Origin of the sequence: Streptomyces sp. NPDC005202, from assembly GCF_040608235.1 — a bacterium.
Classification (GTDB): Bacteria; Actinomycetota; Actinomycetes; order Streptomycetales; family Streptomycetaceae; genus Streptomyces.
The window spans coordinates 1-21,894 of the sequence record NZ_JBEXHW010000036.1; the positions used below are offsets into that span (position 1 = coordinate 1).

The window sequence follows — 21,894 nt, forward strand, 5'->3', positions numbered from 1 at the left end:
GCATTGTTCCTCGGCCGCGCGCCGGTCCAACGCACGGGACGCAACATGCTCAACAGCCGCCTGTTGACGTGCTCGGGGCTGCTGCCCGCCGCCGCGCGGTCTGCTCCGCAGACACAACGCGCCGCCGCTACGCGGCGGAAGACTAGCCCTGCTCCGCAGGGCTACCCGTCACTCCGTGACGGGAAGTGATCCACTCCGTGGATCACGACGTGGATCGGTCGGTGGCGCGGTGAGCGGATCGCGGAGCGATCGGCTCACCGCGTCACCTCGGGTCTGTTGTACGTGCAACTCGCTTGTTCGTTTAGGTTTTTGAGAAGTCGTCCGCTCCGCGCCCGACTTCAGTCTGGCTACTAGCCGGGGTGGCTCTCGTCGCGGCGCGGTTCCAGGGAAGATGCCTACTCGGGAACGGGAGTCTGATCGGTTTGACCACCGCCCTATGGGGCCGGGTGCCTGACGGATGCTCACAATCGCTTCGATGGAAGCATAAAAACTATGGAGTATCCGAGATGCGGGCGCTCTCTTCTTCGGGAACGATGGCTCGGTGTTGAGCCAGTCCTGGCCAAGAACTGGACTTGGTGATGCGGGGGTTGGCCCGTCTTCCGCTTCAGCCCTTGCTGCATCTCGCCCTGGTTTTCGAACTCCATTGTGAACATGGGGCCTTGTAGGGCGATGCCTGGACCGCGGCGTTGTCTGGGGGCTCTTGTGCGTAAACCCGGGGCAACTTGCACCGGCCCGGTCGGGATAGCCGAGAAGGTCGCCCCGGTTCTGACGCCTGATGAGCTTGGGGTTCTGTAGAGCTCACGGTGCTGCCGAGGCGCCCCGCAGGATCAAGGTCTTGCTGCTGTATCGCGCGATGGCATGTGAGACGTCTTCACCGACATCCCCAACCGCCTGCCTGACGCAGCATCACTCCGGAGGAGACTCCTGCTTGGGGGCACTTCTCTGTCTTGCGGCTTGATGCTCTTACTCGGATTTGCTGGCGCTCCAGTCCGCTTGAAGGATCTGTGCCATCAAGTGGTCTTGTTCTGCGGTGAGTTGGTTGGCGTTCCGTTTGGAACGTGCCTTGCAGAGCCACGGTCCGATCATGATGCGTTCTCCGTCGACCTCGACCCATTCCCGGGCGCCGGGCGGGCGGTTCCAGCGCTCGACGAAGAGCCGGAGGATCTGTGCGGTCTGCTCGAAGGAGCGACGGGGCCGCTTGGGTGCGGGTGGGCTCATCGGCCTTGTAGGGGTTAGGGAGATGGCGGTCGGGGTGAGCTGGAGGCGGGTCAGGAGGTCGCGTTGTCCGGGGGTGAGCTGGTTCCAGGTGGAGAACTGGCGGTGCAGCCAGATTCCTACCTTCACCTCGTCGATCACTGTGTCGCGGCGCAGTGTGGTGGGGCTGTGGCCGGCTTCGATGTGGCGTCGTAGGAGGTGGTATTTGCGGTGCCAGTCGGGGCCGTGCGGGAGGGTCCAGTGGGGGTCGAGGGCGGCGAGCTGGGCGTGGCGGTCGGGGTGGATGCGGTTGTTGCGGGCGAGGGCTCGTTGGCTGATGAGGAATTGGCCGCCGGGTTGGTGGAGGGGGATGGCGAGATGGCCGTGCTCGGTGTGGAAGGTGGTGATGGTGGTGAGGTGGCCCTGCCAGGTTGCTTCGTGGTCGTCCCAGATCATGCCGAGCGCGTCGAGTTCGGCGGTCCAGTCCTCGGTGAGGAGGCCTTGTCTGCGGGCGGTGCGCTGGCCGTCGATGAAGGTGCCGAGTCGGTAGCCGTAGGCATCTTCGTAGTCGGTGGGGACGCGTAGGTGCTGGTGTTCGGCGTGGAAGCGGGTCGCGGCCGCGAGGCCTGCCCGGCGTGGGGCGGAGAGGGTTGCGTTGTCGGCGGGCCAGGCGATCAGGTCCATTGCCTGGGCGATGGCGTCGGGGTCGAGGGTGAAGTCGAAGCGGTAGCGGCGTGCGAGGAGCGTGCGGGTGCCTTGTTCCAGGCGCACGTCGAGGTGGCCGTGCTGGAGGTGGAAGTCGGTGGCGACCTCTAAGGCGGCCTCCCATACGCGGTTGGGGGCCATGACGTCGTTCAGGTCGAGGACGGGGATGATCTCGTCGGCGCGTTCCGGGCGCGGGGCGATCTGGGGAGTGTCGGTGGGGTCGCTCGGGTACCGGAAGTGGTCGACGAGGTGGAAGGTGTGCTCGTCGTAGACGTCGAGGTCGATGAGGACCCGGTAGATCAGGTGGAAGGCGGTCTTCTTGACGGCCTCCTCGAGGGTTTCGCCGGGTGCCATGTAGATGGGGATGACGATGGTGGAGATCTTGCCGTCGCCGGGGGTTTGGCGCAGTGCGCGTCCGATGGACTGGATGATGTCGATGCTGCTGGTCTTGGGGTGGGCGAAGAGCAGGGAGTCGATGGCGGGGATGTCGACGCCTTCGGCGCAGCAGCGGCAGTTGGTGAGGACGGCCCGGCGGGGCGGCTGCTGTGAGGCGGCAGTGTTGAGGGGCGCGGAGGCGAAGTCGGTGTAGTTCTTGTGGCGTTCGAAGGGGGTCTGTCGGGAGCTGACGGTGCCGACCTGCAGGGGGGCGTGGTAGGCCGGGGGCATGAGGGCCGCGGTCTCGTGGAGTGTTTCGGCGAAGACGTCCGCCGCGGCGATGCACGGGTGGAAGGTCAGCGTGCGGCGCAGGTCGTAGCGGTGCTGGGCGACCAGCAGGGCGACTTGGGCGGCTGCGGCACGCAAGGCCTCGCCGGTCCAGGTGTGTGCGGGGAGCCGGTTCAGGAGGCCGCGCAGGTCTTCGTCTCTGATCACGACGCCGGCGATGCGGTAGTCGGCGAGGAGCCCCTCGTCGATCGCTTCCCTCAGGGAGATGCGGTAGACGACGGGTCCGTAGATGCTCACGTCGTCCATGGAGGCGATGACGGTGTTGGGACTGATGCCTTTGGCGCGGGCTTTCTTCTCGTCGAAGACGCGGGGCGTCGCGGTCATGTAGAGGCGGTGGCGGGCGGGCAGTTGGTCGTCGTGGTGGATGCGGGCCCAGGGTTTGTCGTAGTCACCGGCTGTGCGGTGGGCTTCGTCGGCGACCACGACGTCCCAGCGGGGCAGGTGGAAGTCGCGGTGGGCTTCGACGACCTTGTCCAGGGAGTCGTAGGTGCAGAACACGTTGAGCGGTCCCTGGGTGTCGGCTGCCTGCCAGGCCAGGTCGTCGGCGGTGTTGACCATGGTGAGGATGCCGGCCAGGTACGGGTCTGCCGGGTGGCTTGAGGAGCAGACGCCGAGGAGCGGCCGGGACGTCCTTCGCTGTGCCATTTCGCGGCGGTCTGCTCAAGGAGTCGCAGGGAGGGGACTGCCACCAGGGAGGCGCCTTCGGGCGCGGTTTCCTGGACGATGTGCAGGGCCACCAGGGTCTTTCCGGTGCCGGTGGCCATGTAGACGCTGACGCGGCGGTAGCCCTCGATGAAGCTGCTGGCGGAGGTGTCGACGGCGATTTGCTGGCCTCCGCGCAGGCGGGTCTTCAGGCGCGGGCCGGTCGCGGGGGCGGGGGCGGTCGCGTCCGGGCGGATGCGTGTCGTCGTGGCCATGGTCCTCCCCCGGTGACGGTGTGCACAGGCACCTGGTTCACAGGGTGGAAGGGGTGTGCGAGGCCGTGGCTGGGCGTTCGCCTGGGTTCACCTGAACGAGTGTCGGTGTTCTTGACCGCCTGTTGGCGGGTCGGTCACGGTGACCCGTGGTGGCGGCTTCGGCGGAAGGGCAGCGGTGCTGGACGATCCCGGTCTGTACGGGCCTCGCAGGCCGCTGCCGCTGCGCGTGCGGCCGGTGCCGGGTGAGTCGACGGGGTCGTTCGTGAACCGGCTCGCGCACGCCAACGGCCTGGGTCTGGCTGCTTTCCTCGACCGGGTCGGGCAGGGCGAGGCATCCGCGGACCCCGAGCGGGTGGAGAAGTACCCGCAGTGCACCGAGATGTACGTGAACGAGGCGGGGCTGCGCTATCTGGCTGTCCTGGCTGACCGGGCGGCTGATCTTCTGCAGCAGGATCTGCCCAGCCTGGGCGCGGAGCGCCTGCTGCCAGGCCAGGAGGCGGCGGAGTGGAGGTGGCCCTGGGAGCCTGTGGCGGGGCACCTCGTGCGGTCCTGCCCGCTGTGCGCTGATGCCCTGGGGGTCGGCGAGGCGGTGTGGCTGATGTCGCCGGACAGCTGGCAGGTCTGTCTGCGGCACGGTTACTGGTCGGACGACTCCCGCGGCCGCGGTCCGGACTTCGTGCAGCTGGCCGAGCTGCACGAGACGATGGCGGCGCACCAGGTGCGGCAGCAGCTGGCCGAACGGTGGGGGCCGGCCGGCGAGGAGTTGTTCGCCGATGCCTTCCAGGTGGCGGTGTACTGGTGGACGCGGATGCCGGACACCGTGTGCTGGGTGCGGCGGGCCTGGACGGGCGGGCTGGACGCCTGGGAGATGCGGGCGGCCCCGCTGGTGATCTACCCGGAGGCCGCGGAACTCGCGCACGCCATGCTGGACTTCGAATGCGCGGGGCGGCGGGATGCGGCGGACCGGGCCCGATGGCTTGCAGGCGTGGAGCAGTTGATGGCCGGGTGGGGGGTGGATGTGGCTGAAGGACGTCAGGCGCTGCTGATGTGGCTGGGGCGTCACTGTAGGGGGGTGGCCGCGCCGTCCGGTCCGGCGGGCCGGAGCGAGCTGCTGCTTGGGGCGGGGCACAGCCGGATCGCGTCCCGGACCGGTCCGGTGAGCCAACGCTCGTGCCTGACCTGGCAGTTGGGCATGGCGGCCGCCGACATGTAGGCGTCATAAGAGTGGAGGGTCCACAACCGTACGGTTGTGGACCCTCCACCTTGCAGTAGCGGGGACAGGATTTGAACCTGCGACCTCTGGGTTATGAGCCCAGCGAGCTACCGAGCTGCTCCACCCCGCGTCGGTTCGCACCACCGTACGCCATGGCGGCAGGCGCTGGAGACCATTATGGGCCGGGGCCGTACGGTTCCGAATCCTTCTGGCCCTTGAGGCCGGCCTGACCTGGCCGTAGTTGCGGCGTCCAGCGCGCCGACCCCGCTCATCGTCCAGGTCTCGTGGCCCATTTCCCGGTCCGGAGCCTGTTGGTCCGGCAGTGGAATACTGACTCGCCATGACACTGGCTCACGCCGCCACCAGTCGGCCCGTCGTGGACGTGGACAACCCCGCCACTTGGCCCCGGCCGCTGGCAGACCTTATCTACAAGATCGCCGACGAAACCGAACTGGACGAGCCGGAGCTGTACGTCGACTTGGAGTTGGAGGACAGGAAGGCGCAGATCCTCGACCTACTTGGTGGCCACCTTCTGCGGGCGCAGCACTGCACCAGACTGCTCGACCACGAGGCCGATGCGATTCGTGCCCATGGCCTGCGCCCCTTGGATGCAGCTCTCGTTGATGACCGCCTGAACCAGGCCCATGAGCGGGGCTATCTGACCGACGCTGAGCGGGAGGTACTGCGCTCCCAGAGCATGGTCGTCCCGGGAAGGCAGAGGATGAGCAACCGAGAGGGCCAGGTCTGCCTGACCCTCTCCGCCGAGGCCACCTCCCACGACATCAACGGGGCATGGCGGCTGCTGTCCTTCTGGGGTGGCGAGGCGATCTACTGGCAGCACTGCGACGAGCCTGACGGCATTGCTCAGAGACTGCGTCGCCTGGGCCGGCCCACACTGGTCACCGCCTACGTGGACCTCGCCAGTCCCGGCAGGCACCTCGTCTTCAAATCGGTAGTGCACACCTTCGTCGGCAAGGCCATCGGCTACGCCCCCGCCAACGCCGACGTCCTCTACCGCAACGCGATCCCGCCGCAGCACATCGAGTCCATCGCCTTCCCCGGCAATCCCGCCTACGACCGGCTTCCGGGACTCCCCACCACGTGATTGACCGCTCCGATCACCCCGGTGGGGCGGCCGCGTCCGTCCCCTGGACTCGAGAGGAGACAACGTCACACGGCGGCTTCTACGCGGCGAAGCCGATGTTGGTGACGTACTCGTACTGGCCCCACTGGGAGCCGAGGTCGGGCAGGACACCTGCGGTCCAGGCCTCGTCCAGACCTTGGTGGTCGCCGGCCGCCCAGGACGCGACTCCCAGCGGCGCACGTTCATCGACCGGTGTTCCACCACCCGCTGGAGCGGGCGTGCCACGCCGGACTGGTCGAGGGGGTGGATCTCCACCCGGGTGCCACGGCCCTCGCGGTTGAGGCGGGCGGTGAGGTAGCGGGCGACGTTGCGGCGCCGCACCGCCTTGTATGCGGCGTCGATGCGCTCCAGGTTGGCCTTCGAGGGACGGCGTGTGCCCTGCTTCCATGCCCTCAGGGTCCGATCACTCACTGTCAGCCCGGCGTCCCTGGCGGCCTGCCAGGTCCTGTCCGATGTCGTCAGGTAGTGCAGGCGTGCCATCAGGCCTCGGTGGGCGGTCACCGGGGTGGCGATACCGCCAGCAAGCTGGTCGAGCTGGCGGGCGACGGCGTCGGTGCCCCTGATGCCCTGGGCTCCGAACTTCCCGAAGTCGATGTTCTTCTCCGGCATTTACCGCTCCTGTCCTGTGCCGGCATCGCGCCGGTTGTGGCGATGTACGTGTCTTTGACCTTGACCTCGGTAACCGAGCGGCCTTCGGGGAAGACACGGCGCCAGTCTCCGATGACGTGGAGCTCGTCGGTTCCCATCGCCCGCACGACGGGCAGTCCCGCTTCGTGAGCCTTGAGTGCCTTCATCCAGAGGTTGGCGAAGGCCTGGGAGCGGATGATGTGCATCCAGTCCGGGCGGTAGAGCTCCCGGTTGTAGTTAGACTCCCCCATCGTGGAGACGAACTTCGAGTACATCGCCTTCACGTACTCCAGCGTCAGCTCGTCGCCGTCTGCGAGCGCGGTGTCGCGGGCGTCCTTGAGTGCGATCCGGAACTTCTCCAGGAGGTTCTCGGTGGCGCCCGAGGTGTACGACTCGTGGATCTCGGGTGGCTCGCACAGGCGGTGCTTCGGGCCGGACAGGCGCAGCAGCAGGCGCAGGGTCGGTTCGGTGACCCACAGAGGGCCCGGTTCGTCGCGCTGGCCGATCGGGTTGGGCAGCACCGCGTCGTGTTCCCAGGCAGGCGGGGTAATCAGGTGGACTCCGGCGCGGCGCCGGTCGTGCGCGAAGCCGGTGGAGTGCTCCAGCCGGCCAAGCGGGAGGTGGGTCTTGAGGGCCGAGAGGTAGGCACCGTTGATGTCGAGTGCGGTCACCTCGTGCCGACCGGGCGGGAGCGTGGCGCGGGTCCATTTGGGGCGGGCCTCCCAGATCTGGTCGGCGCCCCTGGAGGTCTGCTTCCTGAGGATGTCGGGGATCAGGGGGTGGGCGATCACGTCGTAGCGGGCGCCCTTGCGGGTCTCGTCCAGCAGGCGCATCGCGTCCGGGATGGCCCGCTTCAGCAACGCGGCGCTCGCGGCTTCGATATCGCCCCGGTGTTCGGCGAGCGCGGCGCGAACCGCTTCGTGGATCAAAATCGCCCGGCCCTGACGGTCTCTGGAACGCCCGCCCGCGCGGGGCAGTGTCCGGACGGACAGACGGACGTACTGGGTGCGGCGGTGTCCGGGTTTCCCGGGCGGGCGGTGCGGCGGCCGCGGATTTCGGGGGTTCAGCGGCGGCCGCCCGGCAGTCGGACGGGTCCAGGTGCTGGACGAATCCCGCCACGCGCTGGCCTGCCGGGGCGCCGCACAGCACGCACGGCTGCGCAACGGCGAGCGTCTCCACCTCGTCGGAGTCCTGCTCGGGCTCCGGTGGAGGCGAGACGGCGCTGTCCGCTGCAGACTGCTCAGCGGCAGGCACTGCCGTGTCGGCGACGGTGAGCTTGGCACTCAGCCCTTCGAGCAGGTACGCGTACTTGTCGCGGGTGCCGCCGACCGGATCCCGGCCCGTCTCCCAGCCGCCGACCGTGGACGGGCTCACCCCCAGTGCGCGGGCCACCTGCGCCCTGGACAGCCCCGCCCGCTCCCGCAGGCTGCGGCGGAGTTCGGGGGCCGGGAGTTCGGCCTGCGGGCGGATCGAGGCAAGCAGCGAATCGATCGCGTCCTAGTCGCTCACCGTCCGCCTCCCTTCGCCCCGACCCGGTCGCTGTGGCGCCGGTCGGCCGGAAGTGCCTCGCACGCCCTGGTCGGCCCGGACAGCAGGTCCAGAGCGGTGACACCGTAGTGTCCGGCCAGCGTGTCGACGTCGCGCAAGGTCCATGACGTCGCACCCGACTGACGACGCGAGACCTGCGTCTGCGTTAGCCCGAGGGCTGACGCCACCGACCGCTGCGACTCACCCGTCGCCTGCATCAGTGCGGCGACCGTCAGCCGCAACGACTCCTCCAGCCCCAATCCCATGCCCTCATCCTACCTGAAGGTGATGCACTTTCTGCATCATTTCAGCTATGTGAGACGAAAGGCTGCGAATATTGCATAGCGAAGGTCGCCAGCGGACCTGGGCGCCGCCCCTTTTCGGCGTACGGAGGTCGGGCGCCGTTTCACCCCTCCGGTCGCGCCCCGACCGGGTGACCCATTGAAAGTATTTTGTCCTTATTGTCAGTGGGGGCTGCTCCACTGACTCCATGACAGAGACGAAGGCACTTCCTCACAGCCCGGGCGATGCGCAGGACGACGGTCTCGACACGATGGTCCAGGCCCTGCTGGACCGGGAGGAGCGGCGGCTGCTGGTGTCGGTGCCCGCGGCCTCCGACGGAGTCGACGAGTGGCGCGCGCTAGTGGCCGAGCCGGGTTTCGTCCGGCGCAGTTCGGTCCTCGCCCGCGGGGCGCCGCTGCACCGCATCGACCAGCGCACTGCGTGGCAGCGGTTTCCCCGGGGCCTCTACGATCCCCGCACCCTCGCCCTGGCCGCACTGGAGGCGGTGGTCAGCCAGCAGGAGATGGAGGCGGAGGCGACGACGGAGGAGGTGATTCACTTCCTTGCCTCCCTGGCCGCGTCGGCGGCGCCCGAGCGCAATGCCGCGGAGCATCTGGCGGTGGCCCGATTCGTCCTGCGCGAGCTGCTCAACGACGCCCAGGACGGCGAGGAGTTCGACGTCTCCTACAGCGACTACCGCGAAGGTCACAGTCGGGTGACCTTGTCCCTGCGGCTACTGGAAGAGGGATTCGGACGCCACAACCAGGCCGTGCTGCGGGCCACGACCCCGGCCATCAATCTCCTGCTGTCCGGACTGGAGCACGACCTGGAGGACGTGCAGGCCGCGAAGGACCTGATGCTGCGCCGCCAGGTGAGCACCCGCCGCTGGGGGCGTGCCGAGGAGAGCGCGGCGGAGAGCCTGAAGCTGTCCCTCATGTACTGCGAGCGGGTGCGGGCGGTACTGGAGGAGACCGAGCGCGATGTGCGGGCCGTGGACTGGGGCAAGGACGTCTCGGATCTGCTCACGGCGTCCCGTGCACACAGCAACCCGCACAGCCCGAACGGCCTCAACCCAACCTCCCCGGCCGTGAAGCGGCTGCACCTCGCCCACCTGGAGGTCGCCTCCGAGATCGCAAACGAGATACCGAACGGCAGCACCCGCACGGAGCGGGCGTTGCGCTATTCCGCGGCCGGGAGAAGGCCATCAGCCGTGGCCTGTACGCGGTTCAGCAGGGGCAGGCCACGACCGGCGGCACCACCGCCGCTGCCAGTCCGGCTCACGCCGTGACTCAGGCAAGGGCTCTGACCAGGGCAAACCAATCCGCCCAATCGCGCAGCAACATAGAAATCCCGCGCCGATCACTACATTCCGAGACGATCACTAAACCTGCACCTCAGAGCCTCTCCAGATCCCGAAGCACCGCGGAAACCCCAGCTCAGAGCAGCACCAGAGCACAGCAAAAAATCCTGAAACGATCACTAGGCTCGCAGGTCAGAGCATCACCCACCTGGTGATCGCTAGCAGATTTGTCAGATGACGACGTCGAAGGTCTGGCGTTCTACGGCGAGTGCGCCGGTCGCCGGCTGGTCGTCGTAGGGGTAGATGCCTTCGGTCTTGAGCTGCCGCACGACCTCTGCTGAAATCTGGGCGCCGCGAACGGCCAAGTGCTGCTGGACGGCCTTGACGGCCGCGTCCAGGAGCCCGGAGTGGGACATGGTCAGACCGTGCAGGTCGTCGACGGAAAGCCCGTTGAACAGGTTGGCGCGCAGGTAGGGGGTGAAGCTGATGATGCCGTCGGACCAGTCGCTGCCGTGCTCGCCCAGGGCGATGCCGTCGGCGTTGCAGAGGAGCATCTTGCGGTCGCCCATCCGCTTGTTCCACTCGACGAAGGTCACGACCGGGGGCGGGTCCTCGCCTGCGTACACCTGCGGCAGGTCCAGCTCCAGGTCGATGGGTTCGCCGACGATGATGTCGCTGGGGTCGAGCCGTTTGCCGTCGAACGTGACGCGCACGTGCGGGTAGGCCCGGAGGTAGAACGCCAGCTTCGCGGTGAGGTTCGCGGCGGCATCGTCGCGCTCCAGGCGGCTCAGCGGCTTGCCCTGGGGCACAGAGATACGGACTGTCGTGCCGGGCTTGTCCCGGGTCGGCTCGGTCTCTTCGACCTGCCAGATGGTGGCGTGGTCGGCGTTGCCGCGGATCCGGACCCCGACCAAAGAGTCGCCGACCTTGGCGGTGGACTCCCAGGTGAGCTGGTCGCCCAGAGCGAAGGCGAAGAGGCGGCCCTCACCATTGCGGCCGTGCAGGATGCGCTCCCCACCATCGGTGTGAGTCCTGCTCGTCTTCCACGTGGTGCCGTATGCCTGGAAGGCGGTGCGGGCTCGCTCGGGCGTCATGCCATGACCGTTGTCGGTCACGACGATGTCGGTGATCGCCTTCATGCTGGAGCGTCGCAGTTCGACGTCGACCTCGGTGGCGTTGGCGTCCAGGGCGTTCCACACCAGTTCGGCGACCGCCGTAATCTGGGGCTTCCTCTTGAATTGAAGGATCTTGCGCTCGCCGACCGAGAGCTCGAACTCCGTCAGCGGCGGTCCGCTCTGCATCGGCAGCTCGGTGCTGGCCACGCCCACGCCAACTCCCCCGCGAGCAGCGCCTTGTGTGTTGTACTCCCCAGACATGCGGTGACCGTACCGGTTTCGCACAGTGCGGTACACATCGCCTTCCGTAATGCGTGCCGCCCGCCGTGGCCTACCACTCACAGCGCTGGGGCAGCTGGCGAGCGGCGCGGATGAGGTCTTCCGTGCGCGGGTGGTACGGGACCTTGAACCAGTCCGGGGAGAGGACGATGGCTGGGGTGTTGCCGTAGTAGTGCGCGCCCCAGCCCGTGTGCAGGGTCAGGCCCAGGCCGTGGCGGGCGGCCCGTGCGTCGGCCTTGCCGAGTTCGCGCAGCGGGACGTCGTAGGGGTACCAGACGTAGGCCACCATGCGGTCGCCCATCCACCATGTGTCCTCGTGGTCTACCTTCAGCTTCCCGCCGAACGAGGGCAGGTCTGCGGTCAGGGAGCATTCGTCCCACTCGCCTTCGAAGTCGCGTTCGGACTTGCCGAAGTTCGGGTGGCACTTGGGCAGCTTCCCCCGCGGCTTGCGGCGCTCCAGGGGATGGTCCTGGTGGATCAGGTGGCAGGCCGGGCGGAACGGCCGGTTGTGGTAGCGGCTGGTGGTGATGCCGTGCTCCTTCTCCAGGATCTCCACCATCGCGTCGCGGATGTCGTGGTACGAGAACCGCTCCGGTTCCCGTCGTCTGCTCGGTGCCATGTCCGCTCCTCTCTCGCTGTCACCCGGTCAACGCCAGAGGCGGGGAGCTCGCTTCGAGAGCAACGGCGGTCGTCACCCGATCGGTCGTAGGCTTCCCCACCATGTACTTCGCGTTCATGGACGACAGCGCACGTAAGCGGGAAGACGTGCCCCGGCAGGACCTTGGGGAGCTCCATGCTTACGGGGCAGTGATCTTTCCGCAGGATTCGCTGCAGCCCTACCGCGAGCAGCTCGCCCAGCTGCGGCAAGAGCTGGGCGTCCCGGCCGGCACGGAGTTCAAGTGGTCGCCGGACGGGGGACCGCTCCACAACAAGTGGAAGGAGCTGCATACCGCTCGGGTGCGGATGTTGGAAGGGGCTGCTGAGTTCGGGGTCCAGGCCTGCGTCGTCGTATGTGCGCCCGAGCTGATGCCAGGCTGGTCCGAGACCGAGTTGAAGAGCGAGATGCTGCAGTATCTCTACGAGCGAGTCACCTATGCGCTCGGTGATGAGAAGGGCATCGTGATCGCTGATCAACCAGGCGGCGGTCGGACAGATGAGACCCGCTGGCTGGCCGACGCGCTGGCCCTCGACACCGATGGCACCCAGTACGTGAAACCCGCGAATAAACAGATCCTGCTGCCCATCATCACCACACGCTCCGACCATGTGGACCACCTGCAACTCGCGGACCTCGTGGCGGCCGCCACCACTGTTCTCATCGCCGGCGCGTCCACGGCCGATCGCTACAAGGACCTCATCTACAAGCTGCTCGCCAAAAACGCCCGGGGTTACGCAGGTGGGACAGGTCTTAAGTTCATCCCCAGTACCCGGAGCAACTGGAGGGCCCTGATGAACCTCGCGTACTGGGTGTTCGGCGAAGACGCGTACGTCCTCCCTGACACCGCCAGCTCCTTGGGCACGGTGCTTCCCCACAGCGGGTGGATATTCGCGAGCAATAGCGGCCTCGCCGACCCAAACGCCGCCGGGACACAGCAGTGAGCGTGTTCATCCCACCATGCCCAACGGCGGCGCTCTGGCGTTGCTGAGCGGGCTACCGCCGACGCGGGATGGTGACCCGGGCCTCCGCCAGGACGATCCCGGTCGTCGGTCGCGGTGCACAGGGACGTACAGGCCCCAGTCGGCGTCGCCGACGGTGAGCCAGTCTCCGGCCCACGGGCCCGGGGTGGTCGACAGCTGACGGCCACAGAGCGGGCCGCCCACGAGGCGAACGATCACAGCAGTACCTCCATCTGTCTCTGACGGGGCTCTCCCGCCTTCACCCCTTAGCGGTACTCAGCAGCAGAAGGACAGCAGCGGAGCGCTCGGTGGAAGGGATCCGGTGTGACGTGGACGCCGCCGGAACCCATGCTGAGCGCTCCCGTGCCCGGGCCCCAGCTACGGCCGGGCTGGGCGGCGGAGCCCAAGTGGGATGGGTTCCGGGCCCTGGTCTCGGTCGACGCGGGCCGGGTGGTGCTGCGCTCCAGGCGCGGCACCGAGATGCTTTCGGCGTTTCCGGAGATTGAGGCCGGGGCCACGCAGCTGCCGGACGCGACCGCGCTGGACGGCGAGCTGGTCGTATGGGACACCGCGGGACGGCTCGCCTTCGAGCAGCTGCAGAACCGGCTTCAGCGGCGCGGCGCCAGGGCGGCCCGGGCGGCTGCCGAGTGGCCGGCCCACTTCGTTACTGGAGTACGCGCGGGTTCCGGACTGGTGCGTGAGGGTGTGATCGAGGGAAGTCAGCAGGTGGGCAACCCTTGTTCGAGGCATCCCACGACGGTGTGGATTTCACCAGTCACTCGCGAATTCAAGGAGTGACGCTCGTAATCTGCGGGTTCATGGGGGAATCCGAAACCCGTTCCCTGTCTCCTGTTCGTGAGTCGGCTGGTCTGGCGGAGATCTTCTCTCTCCACACCTATCGGTCGAGCCGGTCGGGACAGCGGGATGAGCGGTCGTACTTCTTCGACACGCTGGCTGAGTACCAGTGGGCGAGGGATGCGGCCGGACTGATGCCAGCGTCGATCGATCAGCTGGTCAAGCCAGTGATCGAGGTGTGCGAGCACTATGACATCGTCCCGTGGCAGCTCACCCCGGCGGCGCTGGACCGGTACTTCGCCGGGCCGGGCAAGCGGGCCCGCTCAACGGTCCGCGCGAAGATCAACAAGATTGACGCGTACTTCGCCTTCCTGGAGCAGCGATACGCCGGGGAAATCCACCGGCTGTTCGGCACGGTGGTGGAGTCGCCGGTTGACCCGTTCAACCGGCCACGTCACCGGGGCGACTTCGGGCTGCGGGTGCCTCCCTCACAACGGGCGATGCGCGAGTTCTTCGCCGGGTGGCGAAATGCGCTGCCGCAGGCCCGCAAGGAGGCAGTGGCGTGTCGGGACTATGTGATGGCGAAGATCGCTTACCTGTCTGGGGTGCGGGCGGCGGAGCTGTGCGGCGTGGCACTCGAGGACGTGCACTGGGAGTCGGGGCGCTGGGGCCGGTTCGTCGTTCAGGGCAAGGGTGCGCGTGGGTCCGGGCCCCGGCCGCGGGAGGCGTTCCTGTTCGAGGAGGGGCGCGAGCTGCTGTGGTGGTACGTGGAGGAGGTCCGTGGCCTGTTCCGGGACGACCCGGAGCACCTTGGGGCGCCGCTGTTTCCCTCTGAGCGGCTGCCGAAGCCGGTGGCCGCGCTGAACATGCCCATTGCGCCAGCGGTGGTCCCGGCAACGTTCCGACGGGCGCTGAAGACGGCGTCGCGGCTGCATCTGCGCGGGCCGGTGACGGAGCTGTACCCGCATCTGCTGAGGCATGCGTGCGCCACCCACAACTACGAGCGCGGGATGACGTTGTGGGAGGTACAGCGGATGCTCGGGCACTTCTGGACGACTACAACGGTGAATTACCTGGCGACGGCCCAGGCCGATCCAGAGCAGGCGGATGGCTGGAGGGCGTCGGCGGCGCGGGCCGGGCAGCGGCTGGTCGCAGATAGGGGGAGTTTGCGGTGAAGTGGAATCTGCGCTGGGCGGCTGCCAAGCGGGACATCTGGCGGCCGGTCGATCTGCAGGCGGCGTTCGCGAAGGTGGGTTTCACGCCGTCGCTGAGCAAGGTCGCCGCGCTGTGGGGTGGTACCCCAGTGACGGTGCGGCTGGACGACCTCGACAAGATGTGCGCGGCACTTCAGTGCACCGTGGCAGACCTGATGGAGGCCGAGCCCGTGGCCGCCGCGCAGAACCTGGAAGAGCAGGACCGGGCGGTCGGCGGCGAGGGGGGTCCGGTACGACCGGTGCCCCGGCGAGAGGGCCCGCGCCGGCTGCGGCCGCCGAACTGACCGGCTGTGACCATGACTGTCGTATGGCAATGCCAGCTGTGTTTGGACTGGGGCGTGCCCCGACTACTTGTGGGACTGTGCTGGAGCTGTTTCAACTGGCTCAAACAGCGCCCCGACCAGACGGTTTGTGCCCGCTGCCGTCGGATCCGGCAGGTGGATGGCGATGGCCTGTGCCGCCCGTGCGTGATCGCGGTGCGGGAGGAGATCCGGTTCGGGATCGAGGCTGTCTTCCCGGCGCCGACCCAACTGCACCTGTACGTACGAGGACTCGGCCAGCAGGGTGGACGGAGCCTGCCGCGCCCGCGCGGTGCAGCCACCCCTTACCTGGGGCCGCGTGAGGTGCGACGGCTGATCGATGATCCGCGGATCTGTCCGGCGGCGATACGCGGGCAACAGACGCTATTTCCCGTCCAGCGACGTCTTGAGCGCAAACACGCCCGGCGGATCAGCGCTCGAACATGGCCCGAGGAAGCAGTCCTGCAGGCACTCGCCGAGCAGCGGGCGGCGAAGGCCGGTCTGGCAGCCAACTGGCCGTACATGGCGATGCGGGTGATCCGGTGCGCGTTGGCGATCCGGGATGCCGAGGGTGAGGCTTTGGTCGCACCGGAGATGCTCGACCAGGTGCGGCTGCCGCTGAAGGCGACCGCGGCCGAGATCCTCGACGAGGTTGGGATGCTGCGGCCGCGTGCGGCTCCGCCGCCGGCCTTGTGGCCGGTCGGCGCATGCGCGGACTGCGGGAGCTGGGGAATCACCACGACTCGGTGCGGCGGCTGCGGCGAGTGGCGGCACAACCCTGGCCTCTACCCGCCCGGCCCGTGTCCGCGCTGTCGTCGGCAGGGCCTGCCTCTGCACAAGCAAGGGCTGTGCAGAGGCTGCCTGGCCTACGTACGGGAGTGCGGCACCGAGTTGGCCGCGGTGTCCTTCACGCAGCTCGCCTTCGCCGGGGTGCTCGCGCACCAGCTGAAGCGGCAGGCCGGGGAGCTGGGGTTCGTCGTGCACAAGCGGTCCGGCCCCGTCAGCCGCGCACGCGAACGAGCCCGGACGACGCTGGCGTCCAAGGAACAGGTGACACCAGCGCCGATGGATCCGGGACAGCTGACCCTGTTCACCATGCCCCGCACCTGGAAGCGCGAACAGCACATCGCTGCCACGGCCCTGGCCCCGCTGCCGGCCCCGGCGCAGGAAGTGTTGGACACGTTCACCGCTGGCTACCCGCGAACCTGGATCGCCGACAAGCGCAGCGTGGTGGGCGGCGCGGCCCTGGTCCTGCATACCCTGCTGGCCCGGGTGGGCCCGCACGCGCCGATTGCTGAGCGGGATGTGCGCTCCCTGGCCGGGACGGTGGCGGCCGGCACTGCCGCGACCCGCTGCGCGATCTCTTTCCTCGATGGCCAGGCCCTGCTGGAGGAGGACGAACTCCTCGAAAGTCCTGCCGAGTTGCTCACCGACGTCCAGCGCCAGGTCCAGACGGGCATCCCGGACTTGGGCGCAGAGCGGCGGGACAGGCACGACGAACGGGCCCTGTACGAGCGGATCGCGCAGCTGCCCGAACCGATGGCCGACCAGCTACGGGCTTGGATACGGGTTATGCGCGGTCGCGGCCGGTTCCAGCATCCACCGGCTGGCTACCGGCGCATCCGCCACTATCTGCGCATCGCCTGGCCCGCCCTGACCTCCTGGGCCGCTGCCGGGAAATGCTTGAGACAGATCACCGCCGACGATGTCCGGGCCGAACTTGCCCGGCACCGGGGCAACGTGACCCGCGGACTGCTCAGCGTCCTGCGCAGCATCTTCCGCGCACTGAAGCAGGAGCAGCTGATCTTCCGCAATCCCACCGCCGGGATACAGGCCTCCGGCGGAGTCCACCTGCCGCGGCCCCTGTCCAGCGACCGGCTGGCCGGTGTGCTGGACCGGCTGGACGGTCCCGCTGCCCGGCTCATCGTCGGCCTGGTCGCCATCCATGCCCTGCGGGCTGTGGAGGTCGCCCGCCTCGACCTGGCCGATGCCGACTTGGCCCGGCGGACGCTGGCGGTGCACCGCGGCAAGCACACGCACACCGTCTACCTCGACGACCTGAGTGCCCACCTCGTGGCCGACTGGCTGCGCGAACGCAGACGCCGCTGGCCCCAGGCCATCAACCGGCACCTGATCATCACCAGCCACTCCTATCGGCATCCGGCATCGCCGCAGCTCAGCTACTGTGCCATGCGTGCCGCCTTCGACCAGGTCGGGCTGCTGCCCCGGCAGGTATGGGCCGACCGCATCCTGTACGAGGCACAGGAGACCGCCGACCCCGTCCATCTCGTCCGCCTCTTCGGTATTCACCCCAACATCGCCGTCAAATACGTACACGCTGCTCACCCAGACAAGGCCCTTCCTCGGATCCGCTAACCGGGCGGCGGCTGTCCCAAGGCACTGCTGGCCCGCGCTCCCCACGTAAGCTGTGCGCGACACCGGTCACGACTCCGTACGCGAATGAGGTCGGGGCGTCACACCATCACCAACCCGATGCGGTCCGCCTCATGTCACGCTTCGCCGGTGGCCCGGCGGCGTAGGACTTCGCGAGCAATTCCTCCACCAGAGCGCTCTTCGCCGCCGAGTAGGCCGCCCTGCCCTCGCTGTCGGCACAGAACCGCTGTGCCAGGGCCACCTTCAACGCGCCGTAGTGGTGGGCTTCATCGGGCTGCTTACGCAGGTAATCACGGAGCAGGACGTGATCAAGGTGGGACTTTGAGCCTGCAACCACGCTGTACAGATGATGTTCGGGGTCCGCAGGAGGGGCGTGGAAAGCCTCCCGCCCCCGAATCCCCAGATCACCTTCGTGCCGGTAGCCCAGCCCGTTGAGCCGGGAAATCAACTCGGGCACGATGGCATCCTCGGACACCACGATGTCGAGGTCGATGATCGGTTTGGCGGCGCACCCGGGCACATGTACTGCCGACATGCTCGATGGACACAGCCAGCTCCGCGACATGAGGTGCCAGTCGCTGCCGCAGCTCCTCGAACCACTCGGACCATCGGGGGTCGTAGTCACTGACCACGATCATGCCAGTCATGCTGGCAGTCTCGCAGGATCGCCAGAGCCCATCGCATCCCGCGGGGATCCCTGGCTATCGCATGCCGAGTCGTTGACGTCGCTCACTGTCTCCAGGAGATCGCGCAGCGGGCGGGCGCCGTCTGTTCCTGCGGGAACGCACATGCGTGTTCACACCCGTGGCACAGGCCGTTCGACGCCGGCCTCCAGCGTGATGTCGTTGGCCCAGGGCGAGTTTGCGCCGGGGAGGGAACAGGTCAGGGCAGCAACGCGGGCGGCGAAAGAGCAGGCGTCGGTGAGATCTTTGAGGCTCAGCGTGTCGAGTCGACCGCTGAGGTGTCCGAGGGAGGCGAGGCGCTGCAGGAGACCCGCGGTGAAGGAGTCTCCGGCGCCGACGGTGTCGAGGACGTCGACGGTGTCGAGGACGTCGACGGTGTCGAGGACGTCGACGGCCGGGGCAGGGACGGTGACGCGGAGGCCGTCGAGGGAGGCGAGGGCACCGCGTTCGCCGAGGGTGATGACGACGAGACGCGCACCGGCGGCGTGCCAGGTGTCGCACGCCTGCTCCGGGCTGGTGCCGGGGAGGAGCACGGCGAGGTCGTCCTCGCTGAGGCGCAGGATGTCGGCGAGAGCACACCAGTCGGAGAGCCGTTCACGGTAAGCGGCGGGCGGTATGAGCAGGGGACGGACGTTGGGGTCGATGGACACGGTGACATGCTCGCGCGCCTTGTCGAGGTGGTCCTCGATGCGGCTCCCGCCGGGTTGGCGTATCAGTGCCAGGGAACCGGTGTGCAGGCAGACGGTGCCGTCGTACGAGGTCGCCGCGAGTTCGTCGTCGGTCCACTGCCAGTCGTGGGCGCTGTCCGCGTAGAAGGTGTGGGTGGCCTGGCCGGTCTCGTCGAGGGCGGCGACGGCGAGCGTGCTGGGCTCGCGGGCAGTCACGCTGCCGGTCAGGTCGACGCCGGAGTCGGTGAGACGGCTGCGGAAGAGGGTGCCGAAGACGTCGTACGAGAGCCGCGCGAGGAAGCGCGTGGGAGTGCCGAGCCGGGCGACGGCGGTGTTGGCGGGGCCGCCTCCGGGCAGGACGCGCAGGGCGAGTTCGCCCGGTCCGGCCAGGGCGGGGTCGGTGAAACCGTCGGCGACGCACTCGCCGAGCACGGTGACGCCGCCGGTGGATTCGGGTCGGGCCATGGTGACGGTCTGCCTTTCTGGAAAGCACGCGGGGCTGCCGCGGTCCGCGTGTTCGGCTCGGTCGGTGCGGGGCGTCCGGCGCGCGGTGCCGGCGCAGGGCACGGGACGGGACGGGTGGCCTGATGTGCCCTGTGCCTACGTATTGACGTACCGCGCGAAACGGTCGTAGCGTCCTCGCAACGTCCTACTAACGCGCGTTATTAAAGCGCGAAATCGAGACTGTGTCGCCCTCCCGTCGATTGAGAGGCATCGGAAACAGCCACGCAGAAGCGTGTGGTGTGGCCGTCAGTGACGTGGCACGTCATGCGGATGTCTCGCACGCGACGGTCTTCTTCGTCAGCAGAAAGGGACAGGGACATGGACTACCGCCAATTGGGCGGCAGCGGCATGCTGGTCAGCGCCATCGCCTACGGGAACTGGGTCACCCACGGTTCACAGGTGGAGCAGGACTCGGCCACGGCGTGTGTCCGCGCCGCTCTCGACGCCGGAATCACCACCTTCGACACCGCCGACGCGTACGCGGAGACCCGGGCAGAGGAGGCACTGGGCACCGCCCTCAAGGGCGTGCGCCGCGAGGCTGTCGAGATCTGCACCAAGGTGTTCTTCCCGACCGGCCCGGGGAAGAACGACCGCGGTCTGTCGCGCAAGCACATCATGGAGTCGGTCAACGGCTCGCTGCGCCGCCTGGGCACGGACTACGTGGATCTGTACCAGGCTCACCGTTACGACTACGCCACTCCGCTCGACGAGACGATGGAGGCCCTTGCCGATGTCGTCCGCGCCGGCAAGGCGCACTACATCGGCGTCTCGGAGTGGAAGCCACAGGAGATCAGAGCCGCCGCAGAACTCGCGCGGGAGCTGAAGATCCGCCTGGTGTCCAACCAGCCGCAGTACTCCCTGCTGTGGCGCGTGATCGAGCCGGAGATCGTCCCGGTCTGCCAGGAGCTGGGCATCGGCCAGATCGTGTGGTCCCCGCTCGCCCAGGGCGTGCTCACCGGCAAGTACAAGCCGGGAACGCGACCGCCGTCAGGTTCCCGTGCCACCGACACGAACGGCGGCAGCGACGCGGTGGCCGGATGGCTGCGTGATGAGGTCCTGACCCGGATCCAGGAACTGGCTGCTCTCGCCACCGAGGCAGGCATGTCGCCAGCGACCCTGAGCCTGGCGTGGGTGCTGCGCAACACGAATGTCTCCGCGGCCATCGTCGGAGCGTCCCGGCCCGAGCAGATCACCGAGAACGCCAAGGCGGCGGACGTCACGCTCGACGACGAGCTGGTCAAGCGCGTCGACGAGATCCTCGATCCCGTTGTCGAGCGCGACCCCGGGCGCATCGATGTGTTCCTCAAGCGGCCCTGAGTACGCCGTCGACGGCTCGGCGGCGGCTCCACGGCCGTGCCGTGGCCCCACGGGCCGGTCTTCAAAGCGCCGCGCCGACTGCCGCCGCGGGTGGAGCCGATTAGGAATCGGCGAGGAACTGCAGCGAGGAGCCGGTCTCGATTCCACTGCCCTTCGTTACCCGATGATGTATTGACATGCCGCATAAGGCGGTCGTAACTTCCCTGCAACACCAAACTAACGCGCGTTACTAAAGCGCGAAACCGGAGGCCATCCAGCGCCTCCATTGACTGAAGGGGACTGGAAGTGGCCACGAACAAGGCGCGTCGCGTGACCATGAGTGACGTGGCTCGCCGTGCGGGTGTCTCGCGGACCACGGTCTCCTTCGTCCTGAACGACCGTCCGGGCGCGGTCATCCCCGACGAGACCCGTCGGCGGATCCTCGACGCCATCGACGAGCTCGGCTACCGGCCCAACGCCGGGGCACGGGCGCTGGCGGCGAATCGCAGCGGGTGGTTCGGGCTGATCACCGAGATCGTGACCGGGCCGTTCGCCGCCGAGGTCATCACGGGCGCGCAGCGGCGTGCGTGGAGCGAGCAGCGGTTCCTGCTGATCGCCGCGAGTGACGGCGATCCCGCTCAGGAGGCCGCCGCGCTCGACCAGATGCTGGACCACCGGGTGGAGGGGCTCCTGTACGCCACGACCTGGCATCGGGCCGTCACGCTCCCCAAGGCCGCCCGTGAGGTGCCGACCGTGCTGGTCAACTGCTATGACACGGAAGGGGAGCTGCCGTGCATCCTGCCCGACGAGGTGTCGGGCGGATACAAGGCGACCCGTCGGCTGCTGGACGCCGGGCACACCCGCGTCGGGCTCATCAACCTCGACCCCGCGATCCCGGCCGCCATCGGCCGGCGCGAGGGGTACGAGCAGGCCCTGCGCGAGGCCGGCATCGCCCCTGACCCGTCTCTCGTCATCCCCGGCTGGGCCACCGCCGACGGCGCCTACACGGCCGCCTGTGAACTGCTGGACCGTCCGGGTACCGATCGGCCGACCGCGCTGTTCTGCGGCAATGATCGGATGGCGATGGGCGCATACGACGCGATCAAGGAACGGGGACTGCGCATCCCCGACGATGTGGCCGTGGTCGGGTTCGACAACCAGGAACTCATCGCCGCCTATCTGCGGCCGAAGCTCACAACCCTCGCCCTGCCCTTCGAGGCCATGGGCACCAAGGGCGTCGACATGCTCGCCGCCCTCGCAGCCGGGCAGCCGCTCGACACCCACCGGGTGACGATCGACTGCCCGCTGCTCGAACGCTCGTCGGTCTGACCGCGAATCAGTCCGCCGAGGAATCCCACCCCGTCTTCGTCCTGTGTGTTGAAGAGAGGAAAGAGTCTC

The 21,894-nt window shown here is 68.1% G+C and carries 15 protein-coding genes, 1 tRNA gene and 4 pseudogenes; 10 read left to right on the forward strand and 10 right to left on the reverse strand.

Going from position 1 to position 21,894, the window contains the following annotated elements; translation table 11 throughout:
* Nucleotides 1–963 precede the first annotated feature (963 nt).
* Together ABZV31_RS32420 and ABZV31_RS32425 are read right to left on the reverse strand one after the other, a co-directional pair.
* Complete coding sequence (locus ABZV31_RS32420) at nt 964–3,267, reverse strand: Helicase associated domain protein (RefSeq protein WP_355900450.1); 2,304 nt, start codon at nt 3,265–3,267, stop codon at nt 964–966.
* 50 nt (nt 3,268–3,317) lie between these two features.
* Nucleotides 3,318–3,539 (reverse strand): annotated as a pseudogene (locus tag ABZV31_RS32425) (DEAD/DEAH box helicase family protein); the annotation flags it as partial.
* 175 nt (nt 3,540–3,714) lie between these two features.
* Here ABZV31_RS32425 and ABZV31_RS32430 point away from each other — a divergent pair.
* Nucleotides 3,715–4,752 (forward strand): TniQ family protein, encoded by a 1,038-nt coding sequence (locus ABZV31_RS32430; protein ID WP_355900451.1) that lies wholly within the window; start codon nt 3,715–3,717, stop codon nt 4,750–4,752.
* Between the two features lie 56 nt (nt 4,753–4,808).
* Here ABZV31_RS32430 and ABZV31_RS32435 read toward each other — a convergent pair.
* A tRNA-Met gene (locus ABZV31_RS32435) sits at nt 4,809–4,882 on the reverse strand.
* A gap of 210 nt (nt 4,883–5,092) precedes the next feature.
* Between ABZV31_RS32435 and ABZV31_RS32440 the strand changes: the two genes are divergently transcribed.
* Nucleotides 5,093–5,857, forward strand: a complete 765-nt coding sequence (locus ABZV31_RS32440; protein ID WP_355900452.1) for a hypothetical protein — start codon at nt 5,093–5,095, stop codon at nt 5,855–5,857.
* A gap of 79 nt (nt 5,858–5,936) precedes the next feature.
* Here ABZV31_RS32440 and ABZV31_RS32445 read toward each other — a convergent pair.
* The 3 genes and pseudogenes from ABZV31_RS32445 to ABZV31_RS32455 all read right to left on the reverse strand — a co-directional run bounded on the left by ABZV31_RS32445 (nt 5,937) and on the right by ABZV31_RS32455 (nt 8,316).
* Nucleotides 5,937–6,505, reverse strand: a pseudogene (locus tag ABZV31_RS32445) (transcriptional regulator).
* Nucleotides 6,506–8,014, reverse strand: a pseudogene (locus ABZV31_RS32450) (helix-turn-helix transcriptional regulator).
* A 14-nt stretch (nt 8,015–8,028) separates the two neighbouring features.
* Entirely contained in the window at nt 8,029–8,316 is a 288-nt protein-coding gene (locus ABZV31_RS32455; RefSeq protein ID WP_355900453.1) for a helix-turn-helix transcriptional regulator, read from the reverse strand.
* 224 nt (nt 8,317–8,540) lie between these two features.
* Between ABZV31_RS32455 and ABZV31_RS32460 the strand changes: the two genes are divergently transcribed.
* A complete protein-coding gene (locus ABZV31_RS32460; protein WP_355900454.1) occupies nt 8,541–9,620 on the forward strand; it encodes a hypothetical protein in 1,080 nt (359 codons plus the stop codon).
* A gap of 242 nt (nt 9,621–9,862) precedes the next feature.
* On the opposite strand, the gene ABZV31_RS32465 is transcribed toward ABZV31_RS32460, so the two are convergent.
* Both ABZV31_RS32465 and ABZV31_RS32470 read right to left on the reverse strand, forming a co-directional pair.
* Nucleotides 9,863–10,954, reverse strand: a complete 1,092-nt coding sequence (locus ABZV31_RS32465; protein WP_355900455.1) for an ATP-binding protein — start codon at nt 10,952–10,954, stop codon at nt 9,863–9,865.
* Nucleotides 10,955–11,078: 124 nt separating this feature from the next.
* Nucleotides 11,079–11,645 carry a hypothetical protein gene (locus ABZV31_RS32470; RefSeq protein WP_355900456.1) on the reverse strand — a complete coding sequence of 189 codons (567 nt, stop codon included), beginning with the start codon at nt 11,643–11,645 and terminating at the stop codon, nt 11,079–11,081.
* Between the two features lie 101 nt (nt 11,646–11,746).
* Here ABZV31_RS32470 and ABZV31_RS32475 point away from each other — a divergent pair, with 101 nt between their 5' ends.
* The 5 genes from ABZV31_RS32475 (at nt 11,747) to ABZV31_RS32495 (ending at nt 17,327) form a co-directional block, all read left to right on the forward strand.
* The gene (locus ABZV31_RS32475) at nt 11,747–12,625 is read left to right on the forward strand and encodes a DUF3800 domain-containing protein (protein ID WP_355900457.1); all 879 of its coding nucleotides are present in this window, start codon (nt 11,747–11,749) and stop codon (nt 12,623–12,625) included.
* Between the two features lie 342 nt (nt 12,626–12,967).
* A complete protein-coding gene (locus tag ABZV31_RS32480; RefSeq protein WP_355900458.1) occupies nt 12,968–13,441 on the forward strand; it encodes a hypothetical protein in 474 nt (157 codons plus the stop codon).
* Nucleotides 13,438–14,613: a site-specific integrase gene (locus ABZV31_RS32485; RefSeq protein ID WP_355900459.1), complete on the forward strand. Its 1,176-nt coding sequence runs from the start codon at nt 13,438–13,440 to the stop codon at nt 14,611–14,613. Before ABZV31_RS32480 ends, ABZV31_RS32485 begins: the two co-directional genes overlap by 4 nt.
* Nucleotides 14,610–14,936 (forward strand): helix-turn-helix transcriptional regulator, encoded by a 327-nt coding sequence (locus tag ABZV31_RS32490; protein WP_355900460.1) that lies wholly within the window; start codon nt 14,610–14,612, stop codon nt 14,934–14,936. The genes ABZV31_RS32485 and ABZV31_RS32490 overlap by 4 nt, the downstream gene beginning before the upstream one ends.
* A 153-nt stretch (nt 14,937–15,089) precedes the next feature.
* Nucleotides 15,090–17,327: a hypothetical protein gene (locus tag ABZV31_RS32495; RefSeq protein WP_355900461.1), complete on the forward strand. Its 2,238-nt coding sequence runs from the start codon at nt 15,090–15,092 to the stop codon at nt 17,325–17,327.
* 106 nt (nt 17,328–17,433) lie between these two features.
* Here ABZV31_RS32495 and ABZV31_RS32500 read toward each other — a convergent pair.
* Both ABZV31_RS32500 and ABZV31_RS32505 read right to left on the reverse strand, forming a co-directional pair.
* A pseudogene (locus tag ABZV31_RS32500) lies at nt 17,434–17,992 on the reverse strand (GrpB family protein).
* Nucleotides 17,993–18,141: 149 nt separating this feature from the next.
* Nucleotides 18,142–19,161, reverse strand: a complete 1,020-nt coding sequence (locus tag ABZV31_RS32505) for a carbohydrate kinase (RefSeq protein ID WP_355900462.1) — start codon at nt 19,159–19,161, stop codon at nt 18,142–18,144.
* Between the two features lie 357 nt (nt 19,162–19,518).
* Between ABZV31_RS32505 and ABZV31_RS32510 the strand changes: the two genes are divergently transcribed.
* Both ABZV31_RS32510 and ABZV31_RS32515 read left to right on the forward strand, forming a co-directional pair.
* The gene (locus ABZV31_RS32510) at nt 19,519–20,517 is read left to right on the forward strand and encodes an aldo/keto reductase family protein (protein ID WP_355900463.1); all 999 of its coding nucleotides are present in this window, start codon (nt 19,519–19,521) and stop codon (nt 20,515–20,517) included.
* 315 nt (nt 20,518–20,832) lie between these two features.
* Entirely contained in the window at nt 20,833–21,825 is a 993-nt protein-coding gene (locus ABZV31_RS32515) for a LacI family DNA-binding transcriptional regulator (RefSeq protein ID WP_355900464.1), read from the forward strand.
* Nucleotides 21,826–21,894 lie beyond the last annotated feature (69 nt).

Coding starts and splice junctions, on each gene's coding strand:
- ABZV31_RS32460 (WP_355900454.1), top strand. CDS start 8,541: ATGACAGAGACGAAGGCACTTCCTCACAGCCCGGGCGATGCGCAGGAC.
- ABZV31_RS32420 (WP_355900450.1), bottom strand. CDS start 3,267: ATGGCACAGCGAAGGACGTCCCGGCCGCTCCTCGGCGTCTGCTCCTCA.
- ABZV31_RS32515 (WP_355900464.1), top strand. CDS start 20,833: ATGAGTGACGTGGCTCGCCGTGCGGGTGTCTCGCGGACCACGGTCTCC.
- ABZV31_RS32470 (WP_355900456.1), bottom strand. CDS start 11,645: ATGGCACCGAGCAGACGACGGGAACCGGAGCGGTTCTCGTACCACGAC.
- ABZV31_RS32505 (WP_355900462.1), bottom strand. CDS start 19,161: ATGGCCCGACCCGAATCCACCGGCGGCGTCACCGTGCTCGGCGAGTGC.
- ABZV31_RS32475 (WP_355900457.1), top strand. CDS start 11,747: ATGTACTTCGCGTTCATGGACGACAGCGCACGTAAGCGGGAAGACGTG.
- ABZV31_RS32510 (WP_355900463.1), top strand. CDS start 19,519: ATGGACTACCGCCAATTGGGCGGCAGCGGCATGCTGGTCAGCGCCATC.
- ABZV31_RS32440 (WP_355900452.1), top strand. CDS start 5,093: ATGACACTGGCTCACGCCGCCACCAGTCGGCCCGTCGTGGACGTGGAC.
- ABZV31_RS32455 (WP_355900453.1), bottom strand. CDS start 8,316: ATGGGATTGGGGCTGGAGGAGTCGTTGCGGCTGACGGTCGCCGCACTG.